We start from the raw sequence: 20,212 nt of genomic DNA on the forward strand, positions 1-20,212 counted from the left end.
AGAGATGCGGCTTAGAGCATTTTTTAACGAAAGCAGTCACTGAATTGTAACCTTTCCCTGTTATAATAATAAGTGAGGTGAAAGCAGAATGATTGAATTATACTATGCAGAGGACGACCCTGATATTGCAAGGAATGTGAAAGAATATCTGGAGCAGAAAGGGTTAAAGGTAACGATATACAGTACCATTGCACAGATCAGGCAGGCTTTGAAAATTCATGTGCCAACGATTGTCCTGCTTGACTGGAATATGCCGGACGGGCATGGGGATGCCTTGTGTCAATGGATTCGAAGCAGATGGAAGGAATTACCCATTATTTTTCTTACGGTCCGCGGAGATTCCCGTGATATTGTGGCCGGATTTCATAACGGTGCGGATGATTATGTAGTAAAACCCTTTGAACTGGAAGTATTGTATTCCAGAATTCAGGCATTGCTTCGCAGAACCCGAAACGTCACAGATCAGTATCTTTCCTGTGCCGGGATTTTCATTGACCAGAACAGCAGAACCGTTTCCTGTCATTTGGAGGAAATCAATTTGAGCGCGGCGGAGTATGAATTGCTTTTGTATTTGATGCTAAACAAGGGAAAGACGGTTACCAGAGAAAAAATCTTAGAGCAGGTCTGGGATGTGAAGGGCAGCTATGTAAATAACAATACCCTGACGGTCACCATGAAGCGGCTGCGGGATAAATTACATCAGCCGCCTTGCTTAAAAACCATCCGAAGTGTGGGCTACCGTATGGAGGACACCCTATGAGCGGACGAAAATCAGTTTTTGTTACTGCTGCATTTGTATTATCTGTCAGCCTGGCAGCGTCCTTTCTTGCAGTCATGCTGGTTTCACGGTATTACAGCGGCCTTCAATTTGACCTGCTGAATGGCATCTGCAGCGAAATATTAGAGGAAGAACCTGAAGCTGAGGACGCGGTTTTGACTGCGCTCAAAGAATATATCAGTGCAAATGCCCACGGCTTGGCACAGCGAGACATTTTGTCTCCATTGGGGTACCGCAGATCGGATTTTTCACAATCGGCTTACCGGCAGAATGTCTTGTTTTCCCTATCGGGATTTTCAGCAGGCGTATTCCTTTTTTTCTTTACCATTTTGTATCGAAATAAAATGGAAGCCAGGCGCATTCAGGCTTTGGCGGAGTATTTAGAACAGGTGAATATAGGAAAAGCAGTCATTCTTTCTGCCCACAGGGAGGACGACTTTTCTAAATTGGAAGATGAAATTTACAAGACGGTGACGTTTCTCTATCAGGCAAGAGATGCGGCGGTACAGGCGAAAAATAATTTTGCAGAAAATCTGTCTAATATTGCCCATCAAATAAAAACGCCGATTACAGCCATATCCTTATCTGTGCAGACTATGAAAAGGGAATACAGCCAAAAATCCCTGGAACAGATTCAAAAGCAGCTTTTGAGACTCACCCATTTGGAAGAGGCCCTTCTTGTTTTATCACGGCTTGATGCCGGCACCCTGGTTTTGCAAAGGGAGGAAATTGATGTTTTTACGGTACTTTCTCTTGCGGCAGATAATTTACAGGAATTATTTGCCGCGTCCGGCACTTCCATCGACATTCCAGAGCGGGGAGAGATGGCAATCACAGCCGATCTGGACTGGACTATGGAAGCGATGATCAATTTAATGAAAAACTGTATGGAGCATAACAGGGGCGGAACTGTTCACTGCTTTTATGAACAGAACCCTCTCTATACACAAATATTGATTTGGGACGAGGGCAAAGGATTTTTCAAGGAGGATATTCCCCATCTTTTTGAGCGGTTTTATCGAGGGAAAAATGCAGGAGAAGGAGGCATAGGAATTGGGCTTTCCTTGTCCAAAGAAATTATTGAACGCCAAAATGGAACCATTCGGGCCCAAAATATGCCGGAGGGCGGCGCTTGTTTTGAAATTCGGTTTTATACAGGAGGAAGCAGTCAATGAATCTTTTAACATGTGAAGGAGTCCGCAAGGTGTATGGCTCCGGCAGGAATCAGGTTGTGGCGCTGGACGGGATTGACCTGACAGTAGGCAAGGGGGAATTTGTGGCAATTATCGGAGCGTCCGGCTCAGGCAAATCTACGCTCCTGCACATTCTGGGCAGCGTAGACAAGCCCACAGAGGGAAAAGTGATTATAGAGGGAACGGATCTTTCCAAATTAAATCCAACCCAGGCAGCGATTTTCCGTCGTCGAAAGGTAGGGCTTGTGTATCAGTTTTATAATTTGATTCCCACACTGACCGCCCGAAAAAATATTTTAATGCCCCTTTTGCTTGACAAGAAGAAGCCGAACAAAGAATATTTTGAAAAGATTGTGGGCTCCCTTGGGATTTCCGACAGGCTTGACGCCCTGCCGGGCCAGCTGTCGGGCGGAGAGCAGCAAAGAGTGGCCATTGCCCGTTCTTTGATCTACCGTCCCGCATTGCTTTTGGCAGATGAGCCCACCGGAAATCTGGATCAGAAAAATTCCAAAGAAATTATGGATATGCTGAAGCTCTCAAACCGTAATCTGGAGCAGACCATTCTGCTGATTACCCATGATGAGAGGGCGGCCTTGGAAGCAGACCGTATCATCACGATAGAGGATGGTCATATAATCAGCGATGAGCTGAGGAGGTAATGAATATGTGGAAGGATTATTCATCAGATTATATGAAAAACAACCCTTCGTCCAGTATTTCCATCATGATGGCGGCCTTTCTTTCGGCATTGCTTTTATCCTTGTTATGCGGATTGTTTTATAACGCATGGAAGTATGATATCGAGCGGATTGAATTGGAGGAGGGCGGCTGGCAGAGCAGGCTTGTGGGCGAATTTGATCAAGAAGACATAGAAGTGATCAAAAATTTTGCAAGTATTAAGGAGGCTGTGGTCAATGAAGAGGAATCTGCGGACGGTGAAATCGTGATAGACCTTTATTTTGACGATATGAGAACTGTCTTTCAGGATACCTTACAAATTGCCGGGCTGACAGGAGTTTCACCGGAATCCATTGTTTACAACTACGAGCTTCTGGCCATGTACCTGATTCGAGATTCACAGGATACATCCCCCAGGCTTTCCTTCCCTTTTTTTATCCTGGTGACGGTCATGGCCTCCTTTTCACTGATTGTGATAATTCACAATGCCTTTGCCGTATCCATGAACGCAAGGATTCATCAGTTTGGTATTTTTTCCAGCATCGGTGCCACCCCAAAGCAGATACGGGTATGCCTTTTGCAGGAAGCTGCCCTATTGTGCGCTTTGCCCGTCATGGCCGGAAACCTGTTTGGCATTGGGGCCAGCTGGGGGCTTTTGGAAATGGCAAACCGATTGGGAAGCAGTGCGGCAGGCAGACATGAAGCGGTTTTTAGCTATCATCCGTTGGTTTTTTTGTTTACTTTGCTTGTAACGGTGGTCACCATATGGATTTCCGCATGGCTGCCTGCCCGGAAATTAAGCAGGCTGACGCCGCTGGAAGCCATCAAAAATCCGGGGGAGCTGCAGCTGAAACGAAAGCGGAATTCCCCAATTCTTACCTTTTTATGGGGCGTGGAAGGCCAACTGGCCGGCAATGCTTTAAAAGCACAGAAAAAAGCCCGGCGGATGGCTTCTTTCTCCCTGATCTTATCTTTTATGGCTTTTACACTTATGCAGTGCTTTTTTACCCTCTCAGGAATCAGCACCAGAGAAACTTATTTTGAAAAATATCAGGATGCCTGGGATATTATGGTTACCGTAAAGGACACGGAGGTGGATTCCTTCCAGGAAACGGAGAAAATACAGGCTCTTGAGGGAGCAGAAAGCGTTGTGGTGTATCAAAAAGCGGCGGCAAAAAGAAGAATAGCAGAGGAAGAAATGAGCGAAGAGCTGAAAGCAGGCGGCGGCTTCCTTCCGGCTTCCGCCAATGATGTAATACAGACGGACGGCGGATGGGTGGTAAACGCGCCCATTGTGATTCTGGACGACGAAAGCTTCTTGGCTTACTGCAGACAGATCGGCGCTGCGCCAAGGCTTGACGGTGCGGTTATTTTAAATCGGATTCGTGATGTGACAAATCCCGATTTCAGACACCCACGGTATATGCCTTATATAAAGGAAAATGCCGTAAGCGTTCTGCAGCGGTCACACAAGGAAGAAATAACGGTTCCTATTTCTGTTTTGGCGTATACAGCGCAGGTTCCTGTTTTAAGAGAGGAATATGCAACCCTTGATTATTATGAGCTTGTGCATTTTATGCCTGTGTCCTTATGGACAGAACTCAAGGAACAGCTGGGCGCAGCTACGGAAGATACCTATATTCGCATTCTTGCCGGGGAAAATGTGACGCTTGAGGAATTGAACACATTGCAGGAAAAAATCAATCAGCTGATCGGCGGGAAATATGACATAGAAAGTGAAAACCGCATTCAGGAATATCAGACGAATGAAAAGCAGATACATGGAATGATGACGATACTTGGCGGCTTCTGTGTTATTCTTGCAATCATTGGCATCAGTAATGTGTTTTCCAATACCCTTGGGTTTATTCGTCAGAGAAGAAGAGAATTTGCCAGATACATGTCCGTTGGAATGACCACGGCAGAAATCAGAAAAATGTTTTGCATCGAAGGGGTTATGACTGCAGTACGTCCCATTTTGTTTACGCTGCCCCTTGCAGTGCTTGCCGTGTGGTATATGCTTCGAATGAGTTATCTGGAGGCCGGAGTATTTCTCGCCGAGGCTCCGTTTATTCCTGTTGCTGTTTTTATGCTGGCGATTCTGGGGACAGTGACACTGGCCTATTATCTTGGCTGGCGAAATCTGCGTAAAATCAATTTGGCGGAGGTCTTGCGGGATGATACAATGTATTGACATGATAAAAACAAGAATAGTTCTATTTCTGCTTGCTGCCTTGCTATTAACCGGCTGCACATCCAGTGAATCAGAGGTTTCCACTGCAGTGGAAACTGCAGAGAATACCGAGGCAGATGAGGAGGGTGCGGAAGTTTCTCAGGATGCAGAATCGGAAGCTGTCATGTCCTCCTCTGAAACAGCAGATATTCTGGAATACCGGACGGATTGGCACATAGAAGAACGGGAGATACAGAATTTCCCAGACAATGCTTCTTATCGGGGAAGCACAACGGAAGGCATATACTATTGTTTTAGGCATGATCCTGCAGGTCAGGATCTTCTTAAGACCTTTTACTTTCAACCCTGGAGTGGAGAAGCTGTTCCTTTGCTGGAGGTTTCTTCAAGTTTGTACAGCACTTTTCCTCACGGGGATTGGCTTTTTGTTTCTTTGCTTGGCACAGACGGTTTTTCCCTTGTGGGCTTGCATCCAAAAGAGGAGCCTTGGGAGGTATTCTCCTGTACCGGCTTTGTACTTCCTATGCTTTACGGATACGATGAAAAACTGCTTGTGCTCTATATAGATGACAGCAGTATTCCGGGAGAAGCGTCAGAGGAAAGGGTTTATAAAATTTCCAGAACAGACCTGCTCACAAGAGAAACAGAGGTGCTCTATGAGACAAAAAACCGCCTTGCCTGCGTGAGCGAATCGGCGGCCGGAGTCTGGTTTGCCGAGGAGGATGAGGATGGGCAGCAGACATTATGCCAATATGACGCAGCCTCCCATTCCATAAAAAGAAGCGTCAAACTGGAAAAGCCCGTGGTTTTTGCAGCGGAGAGCAATGGAGTCTTTTATTTAAGCGAGCGGGGACCCCTCAGGGAAAACCTGGGCGGAATCTATCAATGGGAGGATACCTTTGAAAGAATTGGATGGGTGCCCTTCATTGCCGAAGACAATATCATATGGGATGGGAAATGCGTAGGAAACCTCCTTCTGTGGAAGGCACAGCAATATGGCTATATCCTTGATGTGGATACACAGGATTTATGGGTGCTGCATTTTAGGGAAAACGAGGAGCAGATGAAGCTCCGCCATTTGGAGGACGACGGCTTTTCCGGAATCATTGAAAAGGACGGGCACCATTATTACAGGAAATATACCATTCCCTCTTTATAAGCCCTTTAAAACGCCGCGGCGCATTCAAACAGATGCCGCGGCGTTTTTTTTCTTTTCTGTCCGCAAAATATGTGGTATACTAACTTCATATGACTTTACGGCCATTTTCCCACAGGCCGGGGAATCAAACATATTTTTATGTTATTGGAGAGAAAAGATTGAAAATTAAAATTTTCAATCCGGAATTTGTGCTACCGCACAAAGTTCCTTCTGATTACAAAGCCGCTCACGCGGCAGAATGAGAGGAAACATGGCAAATACAGACAAGCAATATGACGCTTCCAGCATAAAGGTGCTGGAGGGACTGGAGGCAGTGAGAACACGTCCCGGGATGTACATCGGAAGCGTCTCCACCAAGGGCTTAAATCATCTGATATATGAAATTGTAGACAACTCAGTGGACGAGCATCTGGCAGGCTGCTGCGACACCATAACCGTCACCCTGGAAGCGGACGGCTCCGCCACAATATCTGACAACGGCAGAGGCATTCCGGTGGGGATGCACGAAAAGGGCGTCAGCGCAGAGCGCCTTGTGTTTACCACCCTTCACGCCGGAGGAAAATTTGACAGCTCCGCTTACAAAACCAGCGGCGGCCTTCACGGAGTGGGGTCCTCTGTGGTAAACGCTCTTTCCACAAGATTGACTGTAAGAGTCAAAAGCAACGGCCTGATCTATGAGGATAAGTATGAACGGGGAGTTCCCATAGTAGACTTAAAAGAAGGCCTTCTGCCTGTGGTGGGAAAGACCAGGGAGACAGGAACCACCATTAACTTTCTGCCGGACGATACCATTTTCGATAAAACACGTTTTAAGGAGGATGACGTAAAAAGCCGCCTTCATGAGACGGCCTACTTGAATCCGGCCCTTACGATTATTTTTGAAGACAAGCGCAAGGAGGTGCCTGAGCGCATAACCTTTCACGAGCCGGAGGGGATCATCGGATTTATCAAGGATATGAACAAATCCAAGGAAGCCCTGCACGATGTGATTTATTTTTCAGCCCAGAGCGAGGGCATTTCCGTTGAGGCCGCTTTTCAGTATGTAAATGAATTTCACGAGAATGTGCTTGGCTTCTGCAACAATATTTACAATTCGGAAGGGGGCACTCATCTGACAGGCTTTAAGACCGCCTTCACCAATCTGATCAATACTTATGCCAGAGAGCTGAATATATTGAAGGAAAAGGACGCCAATTTTACGGGAGCGGATGTGCGAAACGGCATGACGGCAGTGATTTCCATAAAGCATCCAGACCCCAGGTTTGAGGGACAGACAAAGACAAAGCTGGACAATCAGGACGCCGCAAGGGCAGTGTCAAAGGTGACAAACGATGAATTGGCGCGGTTTTTCGACCGGAATCTGGAAACCTTAAAAAGCATTATCGGCTGCGCGGAAAAAGCGGCCAAAATTCGGAAAACCGAGGAAAAAGCCAGAACCAATCTGTTGACAAAGCAGAAGTTTTCCTTTGATTCTAACGGAAAACTTGCAAATTGCGAGTCCAAGGACCCCTCTAAATGCGAAATCTTTATCGTGGAGGGCGATTCTGCAGGGGGAAGTGCAAAAATGGCCCGAAACAGGATGTATCAGGCCATCCTGCCTATCCGGGGCAAAATCCTGAACGTGGAGAAGGCCAGCATTGACAAGGTTTTGGCAAATGCAGAGATCAAAACCATGATCAATGCCTTCGGCTGCGGCTTTTCCGAGGGCTACGGAAATGACTTTGATATTACAAAGCTGCGCTATGATAAAATCATCATAATGGCGGATGCGGATGTGGACGGCGCCCATATATCCACTTTGCTGCTCACGTTATTTTACCGCTTTATGCCTGAGCTTATTTTTGAGGGGCACGTTTATATCGCCATGCCGCCCCTCTATAAGGCCATGCCCGCCAAGGGAGCGGAGCAGTACCTGTATGATGACAAGGCTCTGGAAAAATACAGAAAGACCCACAAGGGACCCTTTACTCTGCAGCGTTACAAGGGACTTGGAGAGATGGACGCTGCGCAGCTGTGGGAAACCACTCTGGACCCGGAAACCAGACTGTTAAAGCAGGTGGAAATTGAGGATGCCCGTATGGCCTCCGAGATGACAGAGCTTTTGATGGGTACGGATGTGCCTCCCCGCAGGGCGTTTATTTACGACCATGCCACGGACGCAGCTTTAGACATCTGACGAAAGCTTATGTAAGTTCATAAATCAGGAGAATACAGGAAAACATGAATGATAGAATCATAAAGACCGAATATTCCGAGGAAATGCAGAAATCCTTTATCGATTATGCCATGAGCGTTATTATCGCAAGAGCGCTTCCCGACGTCAGGGACGGCTTAAAGCCTGTACAGAGAAGAACCCTGTATGATATGCACGAGCTGGGCATCCGGTATGACAGACCCTACCGAAAAAGCGCCCGTATTGTGGGAGACACCATGGGTAAATATCATCCTCACGGAGACAGCTCTATTTATGAGGCTCTTGTGGTGATGACCCAGGATTTTAAGCGGGGGCTTCCCCTGGTGGACGGCCATGGCAATTTCGGCAATATCGAGGGGGACGGGGCGGCTGCCATGCGTTATACGGAGGCGCGTCTCCAGAAGATCACCCAGGAAGCCTTTCTGGCAGACCTGGATAAGGATGTGGTGGATTTTGTTCCCAATTTTGACGAGACGGAAAAAGAGCCCTCGGTTCTGCCTGCCAAGATTCCAAACCTTCTAATCAACGGCTCCGAGGGAATCGCAGTGGGTATGGCAACAAACATCCCCCCTCATAATCTTTCTGAAGTCATCGATGCGGTTAAAGCCTATATGCTGAATGAAAATATTACCGTAAAGGAGCTGATGCGCTATGTGAAGGGGCCTGATTTTCCTACCGGCGGCATTGTTATAAATAAGGATGAGCTTCTAAGCATTTATGAAACCGGCACAGGGAAGATTAAAATCAGAGGCAGGGTGGAGTTTGAAAAGGCCAAGGGCGGAAGAACCAACCTGGTGATCACAGAGATTCCCTACACCATGATCGGTGCCAATATCTCAAAGTTTTTATCGGATGTGGCGGCCCTTTCCGAAAGCAAAAAGACCCAGGATATTGTGGATATTTCCAATCAGTCCTCCAAGGAGGGCATCCGGATCGTCATTGAGCTGAAAAAGGATGCAGACCCGGAAAATTTTGTGAATTTGTTATATAAGAAAACCCGTCTGGAGGACACCTTCGGTGTGAACATGCTGGCCATTTATGAGGGCCGTCCTGAAACCATGAACCTAAAGCAGATTATCAAGGCCAATGTGGATTTTCAGTTTCAGACAGCCACCAGAAAGTACACCAATCTGCTGGCAAAGGAAATGGAGCGCAGGGAAGTGCAGGAGGGATTGATAAAAGCCTGCAATGTGATTGATTTGATCATAGAAATTCTCAGAGGCTCCAAGGACCGCGCCATGGCTAAGGCCTGCCTGGTGGAGGGAAAAACCGAAGGAATCAAATTCAAATCCAGAGAGTCCAAAATCATGGCGCAGCAGCTGATGTTTACGGAAAAGCAGGCGAACGCAATCCTGGATATGCGCCTGTATAAGCTGATCGGACTGGAGATTGAGGCGCTCATTCACGAGCATGAGGAAACCATGGCCAACATCTATCGGTATGAGGATATTTTGGAGAGCAGGGACTCCATGGCTCAGGTGATCATAAACGAGCTCAACGCCCTGAAAAAGGAATACGGCAGGAAGAGAAGGACGGTCATTGAAAACGGGCAGGAGGCTGTCTATAAGGAAAAGGAAATAGAAGAAATGGAAGTAATGTTCCTTATGGACCGGTTCGGCTATGCCAAAACCATTGACATGATCACCTATGAGAGAAATAAGGAGGCGGCAGATTCGGAAAACAGATATGTTTTTCCCTGTAAAAATACAGGCCGCATTTGTCTGTTCACCGATACGGGACAGCTTTACACCATAAAGGTTATGGACCTGCCCTTCGGCAAATTTAGAGACAAGGGGATTCCCATCGACAACGTGAGCAATTTCAGCTCGGAAAAGGAAGAGCTTCTTCTGATTGCCAGCCAGGATATGCTGAATCTTTGTCAGGTTCTGTTTGTGACGGCCCAGTCCATGGTAAAGGTGGTGGACGGCAGTGAATTCGATGTGGCAAAGCGCACCGTGGCAGCCACTAAGCTTAACGACCAGGACCGGGTCGTAAGCGTGGCAGTCTTAAAGGAGCAGCGCAATGTGGTGCTGCAGACAAAGGATGGGTATTTCCTTCGGTTTCCCATTGAGGAAATTCCCGAAAAAAAGAAGGGAGCCATCGGCGTAAGAGGCATGAAGCTGGGGGAAAAGGATTTTGTGGAAAATGTATACTACACCCAGCCTGCAGCAGATACCTCTGTGGAGTATAAGGGGAAAAATATCGTCCTGAACCATTTAAAGGCGGGGAAGCGTGACGGCAAAGGGACTAAGCTGCGTGTATAAGCCAGAGGCTCACAAAATAAGAAAAGGAGATTTATCCCATGAGAGTGATTGCGGGAACAGCCAGAAGCCTTCCCTTAAAAACTCCGGCAGGCATGGAAACCCGTCCTACCACAGACCGGATCAAGGAAACGCTTTTTAATATCATTCAGGCTCATATTCCGGGATGTGTTTTTATTGATATATACAGCGGAAGCGGCGGCATCGGCATTGAAGCTTTAAGCAGGGGGGCAAAAAAAGCCTATTTTATTGACAATTCCCCCAAAGCAGCAGCCTGCATTGAGCAAAATCTGACATTTACGAAACTGAAGGACCGTGCTATAGTATTAAAGCAGGATGCCCTTGCAGCTGTAGGCAATATTTACGAGTCCGAAGCAGACATTATCTTTCTGGACCCTCCCTATGGAGGCGGACATGAAAGACATCTGCTTTCCCTTCTCTCCAATCGGAAATATGTGACGGAAAATACCATGATTATCGTAGAGACTTCACTGGATACGGATTTTTCCTGGCTGGAGGAATGCGGGCTTTTCCTGGAACGGGAGAAGCGTTATAAAACAAACCGGCATTTATTTTTAAAAAAAGCGTAAGGCGAGGTTTTATATAAAACAGCGCAGAAATGAGGATTGTATGAAAAGAGCAGTTTATCCGGGAAGCTTTGACCCGGTAACCTACGGACATCTGGATATCATCAAACGCGCCTCTGAAATTTTTGATGTGCTGATTGTCAGCGTTCTCAATAATAAAGACAAGACCCCGTTGTTTTCTGTGGAAGAACGTGTTAAGATACTGAGAGAGGCTACAAAGGACATGCCCAATGTAGAGGTGGACAGCTTCAGCGGACTGCTGATCAACTATGCCGCCCAAAAGGATCTTCATATAGCTGTGCGGGGACTTCGGGCCATTACGGACTTTGAATATGAGCTTCAGCTGGCCCAGATGAACCGGAAGCTGTCTGAGGGCAGACTGGATACCATGTTTTTGACCACCAGTCTGGAATACGCTTATCTAAGCTCCTCCAGCGTGAAGGAAATCGCCTATTTCGGCGGAGATATTGGACAGTGCGTGCCTGATTTTGTAGCGGATCTGATTTATAAAAAATTCAACACCAATCAATCATGACAAGGAGAGGATAGATGAGCAGCAGAATAGAGCAATTAATTGATGAGATAGAAGAATATATTGAGAGCTGCAAGCCGAAGTTTATGTCAAATACGGAAATCATCGTGAATAAGGATGAGATTGACGAACTGCTTCGCGAGCTGCGCATGAAAACTCCCGATGAAATCAAGCGTTATCAAAAAATTATCAGCAACAAGGAAGCTATTTTAAACGATGCCAGAGCCAAGGCGGAAGCTCTGATCAACGAGGCCACTGTCCACACAAACGAGCTGATCAATGAGCATGAGATCATGCAGCAGGCCTATGCTCAGGCAAACGAGGTGGTTTCCATGGCCAGCAAACAGGCTCAGGAAATTTTGGACAACGCCACCATAGAGGCCAACAATGTGCGCTCTGCCGCCATGCAGTATATGGACGATATGCTGGCCCATCTGGAAAATATTATTGTCTCCTCATCCCAGGCGGCAAGCAGCAATTATGAGAATTTGATAGGCTCCCTGAATCAATACCGGGACATTATCCAGTCTAACCGAAACGAGCTGCACCCTGTAGAGGAGGATTTGGAGGAAGCGCCTGTGAAAGAACAGGAGGAAGCCGGAGATATTGATGTTATATAAAAGAAACAGATCAGGGCTGCCGCAGATGCGGCAGCTTATTCTGTCAGGGGTTCCAGTCAATGGAAAAATCTTTTTTGCAGCAATGTGCTCTGTTCTCGCAGCTCTTTTTTTCTGGGGTGCCAGGGTGCAGGCCGCTTACAGAGTGCAGCCTGTGGACGAAACACTTGTGGTGGTAATCGATCCGGGACATGGCGGGGAAAATGAAGGAACGGCAGAAGGCCGGCTGACCTTGGAGGACGCTGCTTTGGAAAAGGAGATGACCCTTGTCACTGCAAAGGCCATGTATGACGAGCTTTGCCTGTATGACAATGTGGAAGTGTATCTGACCAGAACAGAGGATGTAGATTTATCCCTGAAAGAAAGGGCGGAATTTGCCGCTTCGGTGGGCGCGGATTTTTTGTTCAGCATTCACTATAATGCTTCCCCCAGCCACGACCTGTTTGGCTCTGAGGTCTGGATTTCCGCGGAAACACCCTTCAACGCCTACGGTTATCAATTCGGATGTATACAGCTTGACACAATGCACAGCATGGGTCTTTTTTTAAGAGGCGTCAAGACCAGGGTAAATGACAGCGGAAAGGACTATTACGGAATCATCAGAGAGGCTTCGGCGCTCAATATTCCGGCAGTCATCATTGAGCACTGTCATGTGGATGAGGAGAGGGATATTCCTTTTTGCAGTACAAGCAAGTCCTGGGCTGACCTCGGCAGAGCCGACGCCTTAAGCGTGGCAAAATATTTTGGCCTCTCCAGCAGTGCGCTTGGGGTGGATTACTCAGGGTTCAGTGAAACCCTGCCAGAAGTGAAGGAACACGCAAGAGTCCAGCAGACCTTAAAGGATGAAACGCCTCCTGATGTTTGCAGCGTAGAATTCCTGGATGCGGACTATCAAACGGGAGAGCTTTCTGTGACTGTGACGGCTGCCGATTATGACAGCCCGCTGCTTTATTATGATTACAGCATCGACGGTGGGGAAACCTATTCTGTCTTATATCCCTGGCCCGGCAGCAACGCCCTGGAAGGAACCTATACGGATACCTTTGCACTATCCCTGACCATTCCGTCGGGCGTCATGCCCTCTGTGGTGGTCAGGGCCTACAATCTGTTTGACGTTCCTGCTAAGAGCAACTGCCTGATGTCTCTTCAGGAATTTTGGTACGGGGAGGAGGCTGAGGAACAAGGGGCCGAATCCTTTGCGGAGCCTGAAAAAGAGCAGACAGACTCTCCCGGCACCAAAACCTTTCTGCCTGCCAGCGCAGACGCCTTGGAACAGGAAAGTCCTCAAAGCTTTCTTTCCTTTTTAATGCTGTGTCTTTTGTTTGTGGTACTTTTGTTTGCCATGATCCTGACCTGCCAGGCCGTAAGCCTTTCTCTGCGCAGGAGGAAAAGGGGACGTCAGCGCAGAAAAGAGGAGGGGGACAGCAGGAACCACAGAAAATAATAGACTGCGGCAAGGGCTGTCAAAATCACCTTATGTCCGGTGTATTGCAGGATGGAAAGTCCCGTTCCCTTCAGGCAGCTGTAGGTCTGTGCAATGCAGGAGAGCCCGCCGAAGGAAAGCGCAAGCAGGCTGTAAAGAGGCGCCTTGTCGGACAAAAGATTTAACCCGCCTGTGATTTCCAGAATCGGAGCCGTGGGAGCAAAGGGGCTTCCCGTGAGTATGTGAGGGAGAAGATTCAGCAGATTGAACAAAATCATATATCCGCCCAGGCTTAAAATACTCTGAACGGAAGCGGAGACTGCATCGTCAACCTCCGCCAGAATGCTTTCCTTTTTCCAGGAGATACGGTTCTCCTTCTTTTTTTCCGGCGTGGACAGCGAAAGGTCTCTGAATCTGGTATGACGCAGGAAAAGCCCATAGAGCAGCGGAAGTCCATACATGCCAAACAGGTAGGGCAAAACCAGCCTTCGGTGCAGCAGCGGCAGCACAAAGCTGCAAAAATACACAGGACCTATATTGTTGCAAAAGGCCATCAGATATTCCGCTTCCCTTTGGGTGATCATCCGGCGTGACAGCAGGTCCGCCGTCACCCGCGCTCCCATGGGGAAGCCGCACAAAAATCCCATGATCATGGCGTAGCACACATTTTTCCGCACCCGGTATAAGGGACGCAAAAAAGGATAGAGCAGGGCGGAAAACCCTTCCGTCAGTCTCATGCGGACCATGATGCCGGAGATGATCATAAAGGGAAGCAGGGTGGGAATCATTTTTTGGAACCACAGCTGCAGACCTGTCAGCGCATAATAGAGGCTGATCTGTGAATGGGTTAAAATGCAGCCTGTCAAAAACAGAAAAAACAGCGTATACAGAATTTTCATGAGGCGGACGCTCCTTTCCACCAATATATGTCCGCAGAGGGAGTTTCATGCGTTTGGATAAATATTTATGTGAACTGAATACGGGCACCCGGTCACAGGCAAAAGCTTATATCCGCCAGGGGCTTGTGCGGGTGGGCGGCGTGGTTGTCAAAAGCCCCGAGTTTCAGGTGAATGAAGCCACAGATCAGGTATCCTTAAAGGGAGTCCTCCTTCACTATCAGCAATTCACCTATTTTATGCTGAATAAGCCAAAGGGAGTTGTGTCGGCCACAAAAGACCGGTCGGAGCGAACTGTGTTAGACCTGCTTCCAGGGGACAGGCAAAAGGGACTTTTCCCGGCAGGAAGGCTTGACAAGGATACCGAGGGGCTTCTTCTGCTTACGGACGACGGACCGCTGGTTCACCGTCTGCTGTCTCCCAAAAAGCATGTGGAAAAAACCTATCTGGTGAAAACGAAAAAGCCCGTAACGCCTCAGGCGGCCGCTGCTTTGGAGGCCGGCGTGGACATGGGAGAGGGGGAGATATCCTTGCCAGCCAGGGTCTGTATCCTGAAGGACAGGGAACTTCTGCTTACCATCCACGAGGGGAAATTCCATCAGGTCAAGAGGATGCTTGGGGCGGTGGACAACCAAGTGGAAGCCTTAAAAAGAGTTGCCTTTGGAGGGCTTAAGCTGGACGAGGGGCTAAAGCCCGGTGAATACCGGGAATTATCGGCACAGGAGGTTTCTGTTTTATATGAACAGGCAGGAAATTCTTTATCATGAGCTGCTTTTGGACAAGGAGGCGGTGATCTTTGATCTGGATGGGTCCCTGGTGGATTCCATGTGGATGTGGGAGAGGATCGATATTGAATACTTGGGAAAATTCGGTATTCCCATGCCGAAAGACCTGCAAAGGCAGATCGAGGGAATGAGCTTTAACGAGACCGCCCAGTACTTTAAGAGTTATTTTCATCTGCCGGATTCCCTGGAGCAGATAAAAGAGGCCTGGAACCGGATGGCCTGGGATAAGTATCGACATGAGGTTCCTTTAAAGCCGGGCGCCGCTGCATTTTTGGAGCAATGCCGCAAAGATGGAGTGAGGCTTGGCATTGCCACCAGCAACTCCAGAGAGCTGGTGGAAACCATCGCAGAAGTGCACGGCCTGCGGGAATATTTTTCCTGTATCATGACGGCCTGCGATGTAAAAAAGGGAAAGCCCGCTCCCGACATTTATCTGGCGGTTGCCGGAGCGCTTGGGGTTTCTCCAAAGAACTGCCTGGTGTTTGAAGATATTGTCCCTGGTATTATGGCGGGAAAAAATGCCGGTATGGAGGTATGCGCCGTGGAAGATGCTTATTCCTATGACCAAAGAGAGGAAAAGCAGCTTCTGGCAGATTATTATATTGAGGATTTCAGGAGAATACTATATTGAAAAATGGATTTTTGCCCATTTCCCCTGCAGACATGCAGGAGAGGGGAATCAAGCAGCTTGATTTCGTATATGTGATCGGAGATGCTTACGTGGATCATCCTTCCTTTGGACACGCCATTATCAGCCGCGTTCTGGAGGCTCATGGCTACAGTGTGGGAATGATCTCCCAGCCGGACTGGAAGGACGACAAAAGCATCACCCTCTTAGGCCGTCCCCGGCTGGGCTTCCTGGTTTCCGCGGGAAATATGGACAGCTGTGTCAATCACTATTCCGTCTCCAAAAAGAGACGTGCCACAGACGCCTATACGCCGGGCGGCGTCATGGGGAAGCGTCCGGATCATGCTGCAGTGGTCTACGGCAATCTCATCCGCAAAAGCTATCGGGATGTTCCCATAATCCTGGGAGGGATTGAGGCCAGTCTGCGCCGTATGGCCCACTATGACTACTGGTCGGACAGCTTCAAGCGTTCCATTCTGCTGGACAGCCAGGCGGATTTGATCTCCTACGGAATGGGAGAGCGTTCCATTGTGGAGATCGCAGACGCTTTGGCCGCCGGCATCGCTGTAAGAGATATTACCTTTATCAAGGGAACTGTATATAAAACAAAAGATACTTCCGGCGTTTATCAGGGCATTGTCCTTCCCTCCTATGAGGATATGAAAGAAGAGAAGGCTCTCTATGCAAAGAGCTTTCTCACCCAGTATGAGAATACCGATTTCTGTACGGGCAAGCCCTTGATAGAGCCTTACCCCAACGGCGTCTATGTGGTGCAGAATCCGCCCCAGCCGCCCCTTACCACAGAGGAAATGGACAGCGTTTACGATCTCCCTTATATGCGGACCTATCATCCCTCCTACCAGCCCCTTGGAGGCGTTCCGGCCATAGCGGAGATAAAGTTTTCCCTGATCAGCAACCGGGGCTGCTTTGGAGGCTGCAGCTTCTGCGCCCTTACCTTCCATCAGGGGCGGACCATTCAGGCAAGAAGCCATGAATCCATCTTAAAGGAGGCTGTGCTCCTCACAGAGGACCCCGATTTTAAAGGCTATATCCATGATGTGGGAGGCCCAACCGCCAATTTCAGACAGCCCTCCTGCGAAAAGCAGCTCACCCAGGGAGTCTGTAAAAACAGGCAGTGTCTTTTTCCAAAGCCCTGTCCCAACCTGAAGGCGGATCACCGGGACTATCTGACCCTGCTTCGAAAGCTGCGCGCTCTTCCTAAGGTGAAGAAGGTTTTTATCCGCTCGGGCATCCGGTTTGATTATCTTTTAGCGGACCCGGACGACACCTTTTTTAAGGAACTGGTGGAATACCATGTGAGCGGACAGCTGAAGGTGGCTCCGGAGCATATTTCCGACTCGGTCTTAAAGCGCATGGGAAAACCGGAAAACGCGGTCTATGAGCGTTTTGTGGAGAAATATTATAAACTTAATGATAAACTGGGGAAAAAACAGTTTCTGGTTCCCTATCTGATGTCCTCCCATCCGGGCTCCACCTTAAAGGAGGCGGTAGAGCTGGCAGAATACTTAAGAGACCTGGGGTATATGCCTGAGCAGGTGCAGGATTTTTATCCTACGCCCTCCACCATGTCCACAGTGATGTACTATACGGGAATCGACCCAAGGGATGGAAAAAAGGTATATGTCTGCAGGAACCCTCATGAAAAGGCCATGCAGCGGGCCCTGATCCAGTATCGCAACCCAAAGAATTACGATCTGGTATACGAGGCTCTGACTCTGGCGGGACGAAAGGACTTAATCGGCTTTGACAAAAAATGCCTGATCCGCCCAAGGATAAAGAACCTTCAAAGCAGGGAAAAACCTGAAAAGAAAAAGGTGAAAAAGAAAACCATCCGAAATGTTCATAAAAAGAAATAGGAAAAGGAGGCATAACCATGAACGTGATCATTATTACAGGAGCATCCTCTGGAATCGGGAAGGAATTCGCCCTGCAGATGGATGCGGCTTTTTCCAATGTGGATGAATTCTGGCTGGTTGCAAGGAGCAGGGACAAGTTAAAGGAAACAGCGGCGGCCATGGAGCACAAAACCCGTATCCTTGCCATGGATATTACAAAGGACGCCCAGCTGGAACGGCTGGAGGATACGCTGACAGAAAAAAATGCGGTGGTGCGCATACTGATCAACTGTGCCGGCTACGGGCTGATGGGAAGCTTTGAAAAGCAAAACAGAGAGGAAATGCTTGGCATGATCCGCTTAAACTGCGAAGCGCTTACCAACCTGACCCACCGGGTGATTCCCTTTATGAGAAGAGGCAGCCGTATCATCCAGCTTGCCTCCAGCGCAGCCTTTGTGCCCCAGCCTGATTTTGCGGTGTATGCCGCCTCAAAGGCCTATGTGCTGAGCTTTTCCAGAGCCATCGGCAAGGAGCTTTCAGACCAGGGCATCTATGTGACGGCAGTGTGCCCGGGCCCTGTGCGCACCCCATTCTTTGACATTGCGGAAAAAACCGGCACCACCCTGGCCATCAAGAAGTATACCTTCGTCTCACCCAGACGGGTGGTGGCATTGGCATTAAAGGATTCTTACCGCCGCCGCGCCATGTCTGTGTGCAGCATTCCCATAAAGGGCTTCCAGGGACTTACAAAGTTTGTGCCCCATGAGATCATACTGGAGGCCATGATGCTTTTAAAAAAGAAAGGATTCTATTAAATGCAGCTTTTACGAATGTTTTCCACTGCAAAATACAAAGGCAAAAAGGGGTATCTTAAAACACAGAAGAAATACGAAATACTCCGCACATTCCTGTATTTTGGCATTTCCCTAAGCCTGTTTGCAGCTGGCTTAATCACCACCAAAACCAGACTGAATCTGCTTACCGTAGTGGCAATTTTAGGATGCCTTCCCGCCAGCAAAAGTGCGGTGGGAATGATCATGTTTCTGCGTTTTCGGGGCTGTTCTGAAGAAAATGCGAAAGAGATTGAGAAGCACAGTGAAGGCCTTTTTTGTCTTTATGATATGGTATTTACTTCCTATCAGAAAAATTATAATGTGGCGCATCTGGCTGTAAAGGGAAACACCGTATGCGGCTATACGCAGGATGGCGCCTTTGACGAGCAGTCCTTTTACCAGCATATAGACGGAATGCTGAAGGCGGACGGCTTGACCAACGTATCCGTAAAAATCTTTAAAGATTTGTCAAAATACACAAGCCGCCTGGAACAGATGGGAAAATTGGATACGGACCAGGGAAATTCCCAAAAGGTCATTGATTCCCTGAAAAACATCGCTCTATAGGAGAATTTGTCATGCAGTCAATTATCATCGGCAGCAATCAGGCAGGACAGCGGCTGGATAAATTCCTGCGCAAATGCCTGCCGGAGGCGGGCAGCGGCTTTTTATATAAAATGCTGCGGAAAAAAAATATTACTCTGAATGGGAAAAAGGCAGAGGGAAAAGAGATTCTTTCCCAGGGAGATGAGGTTAAGCTCTTTTTTTCGGAGGAGACCTTTCAGAAATTTTCTAAAGCCCCTGCCGAGGCCGCTTCTGAAAAAGAATATCTGCTGGCTTATCAAGCTCTGAAGGGTGTTGAGATTCTTTATGAAGACCAGGATATTCTGCTGTTAAACAAGCCTGCCGGAATGCTGGCCCAAAAGGCGGCTCCAAAGGACCTGAGCCTCAACGAATGGCTTGTCGGCTATCTGATTTCACACAGAAAAGGAATGAAGGAGGAACTTTCCACCTTTCATCCAGCTGTCTGTAACCGCCTGGACCGCAATACCAGCGGCATTGTGCTCTGCAGCGCATCTCTGTTCGGTTCTCAGACGCTTGGCAGGCTTTTAAAGGAAAGAACCCTGAAAAAATATTATCACACCATCTGCGCAGGAGAGCTGAAGGAGCCGGGATTTTTGGAGGGAAGGCTCATACGGAAGGAAAATCGTGTGGTAATACAAAATGAGGCCGGTGAAAAGAATCTGACGGGAAAGGAAAGCCTGATCAAAACGGCTTACCGTCCCATCTGTGCAAAAAACGGCTATACCCTTTTGGAGGTGGAGCTGATCACCGGGAAAACCCACCAGATCAGGGCCCATCTTGCCAGTATAGGACATCCTGTGATCGGGGATGCCAAATACGGAGATTTGGCAGCAAACAGGCAGCTGAAAGAGTGTTTTGGGCTTCAGCATCAGCTGCTTCACGCCCATCATGTGATTTTTCCCATGGAGCTTTCGGATCATATGGCACACCTGAGAGGACGTATGTTTACGGCAGAGCCTCCCTCTTACTTTAAGGAAATTATGAAGTCCCTGGGACTTTACGGGAAGGAAGGATAG

General features: G+C 48.2%; 18 protein-coding genes. 17 read left to right on the top strand and 1 reads right to left on the bottom strand.

Going from position 1 to position 20,212, the window contains the following annotated elements; genetic code table 11:
- Window positions 1-88: 88 nt before the first annotated feature.
- The 11 genes from SHK35_RS08470 to SHK35_RS08520 all read left to right on the top strand — a co-directional run bounded on the left by SHK35_RS08470 (window position 89) and on the right by SHK35_RS08520 (window position 13,634).
- Window positions 89-760 carry a response regulator transcription factor gene (locus SHK35_RS08470; RefSeq protein ID WP_318709446.1) on the top strand — a complete coding sequence of 224 codons (672 nt, stop codon included), beginning with the start codon at window positions 89-91 and terminating at the stop codon, window positions 758-760.
- Complete coding sequence (locus tag SHK35_RS08475; RefSeq protein ID WP_318704237.1) at window positions 757-1,953, top strand: sensor histidine kinase; 1,197 nt, start codon at window positions 757-759, stop codon at window positions 1,951-1,953. The genes SHK35_RS08470 and SHK35_RS08475 overlap by 4 nt, the downstream gene beginning before the upstream one ends.
- On the top strand, window positions 1,950-2,630 hold the full coding sequence (locus SHK35_RS08480) for an ABC transporter ATP-binding protein (RefSeq protein ID WP_318704239.1): 681 nt from the start codon (window positions 1,950-1,952) through the stop codon (window positions 2,628-2,630). Before SHK35_RS08475 ends, SHK35_RS08480 begins: the two co-directional genes overlap by 4 nt.
- Window positions 2,631-2,635: 5 nt before the next feature.
- Entirely contained in the window at window positions 2,636-4,843 is a 2,208-nt protein-coding gene (locus SHK35_RS08485) for an ABC transporter permease (protein WP_318709447.1), read from the top strand.
- Entirely contained in the window at window positions 4,827-5,999 is a 1,173-nt protein-coding gene (locus tag SHK35_RS08490; RefSeq protein WP_318709449.1) for a hypothetical protein, read from the top strand. Before SHK35_RS08485 ends, SHK35_RS08490 begins: the two co-directional genes overlap by 17 nt.
- Before the next feature lie 250 nt (window positions 6,000-6,249).
- Window positions 6,250-8,175: a DNA gyrase subunit B gene (locus SHK35_RS08495; RefSeq protein WP_330638220.1), complete on the top strand. Its 1,926-nt coding sequence runs from the start codon at window positions 6,250-6,252 to the stop codon at window positions 8,173-8,175.
- 44 nt (window positions 8,176-8,219) lie between these two features.
- Window positions 8,220-10,457: a DNA gyrase/topoisomerase IV subunit A gene (locus tag SHK35_RS08500; protein ID WP_318704247.1), complete on the top strand. Its 2,238-nt coding sequence runs from the start codon at window positions 8,220-8,222 to the stop codon at window positions 10,455-10,457.
- A gap of 38 nt (window positions 10,458-10,495) precedes the next feature.
- Window positions 10,496-11,044 (top strand): 16S rRNA (guanine(966)-N(2))-methyltransferase RsmD, encoded by a 549-nt coding sequence (gene rsmD / locus SHK35_RS08505; RefSeq protein ID WP_318709451.1) that lies wholly within the window; start codon window positions 10,496-10,498, stop codon window positions 11,042-11,044.
- Window positions 11,045-11,084: 40 nt separating this feature from the next.
- Window positions 11,085-11,576 carry a pantetheine-phosphate adenylyltransferase gene (gene coaD, locus SHK35_RS08510; RefSeq protein WP_318704250.1) on the top strand — a complete coding sequence of 164 codons (492 nt, stop codon included), beginning with the start codon at window positions 11,085-11,087 and terminating at the stop codon, window positions 11,574-11,576.
- 14 nt (window positions 11,577-11,590) lie between these two features.
- The gene (locus SHK35_RS08515; RefSeq protein WP_318704252.1) at window positions 11,591-12,193 is read left to right on the top strand and encodes a vacuolar family H+-ATPase subunit H; all 603 of its coding nucleotides are present in this window, start codon (window positions 11,591-11,593) and stop codon (window positions 12,191-12,193) included.
- The gene (locus tag SHK35_RS08520) at window positions 12,183-13,634 is read left to right on the top strand and encodes an N-acetylmuramoyl-L-alanine amidase family protein (RefSeq protein WP_318704254.1); all 1,452 of its coding nucleotides are present in this window, start codon (window positions 12,183-12,185) and stop codon (window positions 13,632-13,634) included. The genes SHK35_RS08515 and SHK35_RS08520 overlap by 11 nt, the downstream gene beginning before the upstream one ends.
- On the opposite strand, the gene SHK35_RS08525 is transcribed toward SHK35_RS08520, so the two are convergent.
- On the bottom strand, window positions 13,589-14,512 hold the full coding sequence (locus tag SHK35_RS08525) for a hypothetical protein (protein ID WP_318704256.1): 924 nt from the start codon (window positions 14,510-14,512) through the stop codon (window positions 13,589-13,591). The genes SHK35_RS08520 and SHK35_RS08525 overlap by 46 nt on opposite strands.
- A 47-nt stretch (window positions 14,513-14,559) precedes the next feature.
- Between SHK35_RS08525 and SHK35_RS08530 the strand changes: the two genes are divergently transcribed.
- From SHK35_RS08530 to SHK35_RS08555, 6 genes are read left to right on the top strand one after another with little or no spacing between them, the layout of a single operon-like run.
- Window positions 14,560-15,276: a pseudouridine synthase gene (locus SHK35_RS08530; RefSeq protein ID WP_318704258.1), complete on the top strand. Its 717-nt coding sequence runs from the start codon at window positions 14,560-14,562 to the stop codon at window positions 15,274-15,276.
- Window positions 15,248-15,925: an HAD family hydrolase gene (locus SHK35_RS08535; protein WP_318709452.1), complete on the top strand. Its 678-nt coding sequence runs from the start codon at window positions 15,248-15,250 to the stop codon at window positions 15,923-15,925. The genes SHK35_RS08530 and SHK35_RS08535 overlap by 29 nt, the downstream gene beginning before the upstream one ends.
- On the top strand, window positions 15,922-17,799 hold the full coding sequence (locus SHK35_RS08540; RefSeq protein WP_318709453.1) for a YgiQ family radical SAM protein: 1,878 nt from the start codon (window positions 15,922-15,924) through the stop codon (window positions 17,797-17,799). The genes SHK35_RS08535 and SHK35_RS08540 overlap by 4 nt, the downstream gene beginning before the upstream one ends.
- A gap of 17 nt (window positions 17,800-17,816) precedes the next feature.
- Entirely contained in the window at window positions 17,817-18,593 is a 777-nt protein-coding gene (locus SHK35_RS08545; RefSeq protein WP_318704264.1) for an SDR family NAD(P)-dependent oxidoreductase, read from the top strand.
- Window positions 18,594-19,178, top strand: coding sequence for a hypothetical protein (locus tag SHK35_RS08550; protein ID WP_318709454.1), 585 nt, complete (start codon window positions 18,594-18,596; stop codon window positions 19,176-19,178). It abuts the gene before it with no gap.
- An 11-nt stretch (window positions 19,179-19,189) separates the two neighbouring features.
- The gene (locus tag SHK35_RS08555; RefSeq protein ID WP_318704268.1) at window positions 19,190-20,212 is read left to right on the top strand and encodes an RluA family pseudouridine synthase; all 1,023 of its coding nucleotides are present in this window, start codon (window positions 19,190-19,192) and stop codon (window positions 20,210-20,212) included.

This window comes from Candidatus Acetatifactor stercoripullorum (genome assembly GCF_944382095.1).
Classification (GTDB): domain Bacteria; phylum Bacillota; class Clostridia; order Lachnospirales; family Lachnospiraceae; genus Acetatifactor; species Acetatifactor stercoripullorum.